The organism is Mogibacterium pumilum (genome assembly GCF_002243385.1).
GTDB classification, from domain to species: Bacteria; Bacillota; Clostridia; order Peptostreptococcales; family Anaerovoracaceae; genus Mogibacterium; species Mogibacterium pumilum.
The window spans coordinates 299,155-301,312 of sequence record NZ_CP016199.1; the positions used below are offsets into that span (position 1 = coordinate 299,155).

At 46.5% G+C, this 2,158-nt stretch carries 1 protein-coding gene; it reads right to left on the minus strand.

The features are described 5' to 3' along the window. Positions 1 to 94: 94 nt before the first annotated feature. Positions 95 to 1,450: a group II intron reverse transcriptase/maturase gene (ltrA, locus tag AXF17_RS01505; protein WP_237049005.1), complete on the minus strand. Its 1,356-nt coding sequence runs from the start codon at positions 1,448 to 1,450 to the stop codon at positions 95 to 97. Positions 1,451 to 2,158: the final 708 nt, after the last annotated feature.

Sequence of the window (2,158 nt, forward strand, 5' to 3'; positions counted from 1 at the left end):
AATAGGGTAGAGCGAGGGCGTTAGCCCTCAACCCTCCCGTTGCACCGTACGTACGGGTCTCGTATACGGCGCTACATCAACATAGAATCAAGCGTTAATTCAGATAATACGCCAAAGGGTCGACCAATCCCGGTCGGCTCTTTGTCTTTTTGCCAAGTATCGTTGGATTGAGCAGGAAATTAATATCCCGAATAGTAGCCATTCGGTACCATCCCTGCCTTGCGTTTGCCACGCTTAACAATCTTTTCTCCTCAAGGCCACATTCCTGAATCCTATTCAGAGCCATCAGGTTCTTGAATATGGTCTTCGGCTTTTTCCACTGTTTGAGTATCACTACTCTCACCTTGTGCCTCAGCCATTGTCCATATTCATCAAGAAAGCCTTTCATGCTACCGATTCTGTAGTAGTTTATCCACCCCCGGATGAGCCAGTTCAGTTGCATAAAGGTAGACTTTATGGTTCGCGCAGCCGCTTTCTTCCGACAAAGAATCTCACGAGTCTTCTCATAGAGTTTCTTCTTTCGGTCTTTGGCAAGCCTGCACTTCCAACCGTCTTTGCTCTTCCAGAATGTGAATCCCAGAAAGTTACTCTTCGTAGGTCTTACTACCTTTGTCTTAGTGGCACTGACTCTCAGCCGAAGTTTGCGCTCCAGCCAGCTTGTCACAGACTTCATCACTCTGTCTGCCGCCATTTCACTTTTCACGAAGATGTCGCAGTCGTCAGCGTATCTGACAAAATGAAGTCCCCTTGATTCCAGTTCCTTGTCGAGCTTGTCAAGGTAGATGTTGGATAGTATAGGTGAAAGAGGTCCACCTTGCGGTACCCCTTCTTCACTTGGGCTTACCAAGCCATCTTCCATGACTCCAGCTCTTAGAAACTGTCGAATCAGTCGTAGCGTTTTCGCATCATTAATGCGTTCTCTGAGTATTGAAATTAACTTGTCATGGTTTACCGTGTCGAAATACTTCTCGATGTCAAGGTCTATCACCCACTCATATCCCTCGTTGAGGTATTCGAGGGCTTTCTCTATCGCTCCATGGCAATCTCTGTTCGCTCGGAACCCATAACTATGGTCACTGAAATATTTGTCATATCCCAGAGACAGTATCTGTGCTGTCATCTGCTGTACAACTCTGTCTGTGACTGTCGGTATTCCGAGAGGTCTCTTCTTGCCGTTGGCTTTAGGTATGTAGACCCTTCTTACCGGACTCGGCCTGTATTTACCTTCACGTATCTGAGTCTTCAGCTCTTCCCTATGAAGAGTAAAATACACGTCAAGTTCATCTACCGTCATCCCATCGACTCCGGCTGCACCTTTGTTTCGCTTGACGTTCTTGATTGCCTCGTCAATATTCCTGTCCTGTAATATCCATTCGATTAATTCCACTTGTTGCTCCTCTTTCTGTTCGTAAAACTGCCGGAAATCATCCCCTCTACCTTTTGCCTCCACAGACTTACGTTTCTGCTTTCAGAGCATATCCTCGATTTCGGATTATTCCGACCTTGCTTGCAGTGATTTGCAATACATTGACATTAGACCCTTCCCGTTCGTGCTCCCGGTACTATGGTCTAAGCTGACTCCCGGACGCAAGCCTTTTCCGCACGTGTTTCCACGCCGTCCGGGTCTCCCGGGGTAAGACATAGTTCTTTCGCCACACAACCTCCGGATTTACTGTCTCGGTGATACGTTTACCTTTTGGGCTTCGGTTTGTGTAGCAACCTCACCCACCGTTTAGCCTTGTATCCGGTTTCTGTTCGTAGGCTCGATGGCTTTGCTACACCGCTTCCTTCACTTGAGCATTACTGCTTTCCGCTTGCGGTTCGCTACACTTGGCGGTAAATACCCGTGACTGGACTCTCACCAGTAAGAACTGTGCCATGCCCGGCACACCGACAAAAGGTCGGTAGCATATGCCACCGACCTTAATACATCTAAAAGTTCAGGTTCTATAAATTCTTTTGGGGTTTAGGAGGTACCTATCCATTTCATTGTGGTGTTTTAAACCCCTACCTATACACTTGTTGGGGTAATAAAAAAACACCCCAAAAAAATCAATGTTGTCCCTGACAAGGGGTACACATCATAATTTGGATAATCTAAAAAGGACGGAGATTTAACCATGATTAGTTAAATTCTCCGTCCTTTGTTGTTCCTCAA